The organism is Limosilactobacillus fastidiosus, assembly GCF_014145505.1.
Taxonomy (GTDB): domain Bacteria; phylum Bacillota; class Bacilli; order Lactobacillales; family Lactobacillaceae; genus Limosilactobacillus; species Limosilactobacillus fastidiosus.
The window spans coordinates 1-214 of sequence record NZ_JACIUZ010000002.1 but is presented as its reverse complement, the minus strand read 5'-3'; the positions used below and the strand labels follow the sequence as shown (position 1 = coordinate 214).

Below are 214 nucleotides of genomic sequence, written 5' to 3'. Positions count from 1 at the left end.
ACCATCAGGTACCATATGGAACTTACCAATTATCGAATGATGATGCTTGTACCTGGTATGAATTTGCCCGGGAGATTTTGAAGGATCAGGATGTAGAAGTTAGCCCGGTAACTTCAGCCGAATACCCCCAAAAAGCCTACCGTCCACGTCATTCAATTATGAGTTTGGCAAAGGTAAAGGAAACGGGCTTTGCGGTCCCAACGTGGGAAGAGGC

Annotated in this window: 1 protein-coding gene; it reads left to right on the top strand. The window is 46.7% G+C overall.

Annotation, left to right across the window (positions count from 1 at the left end):
* On the top strand, positions 1-214 hold a 214-nt coding region (locus H5R64_RS00020), incomplete at both ends, for a sugar nucleotide-binding protein (protein ID WP_182582431.1).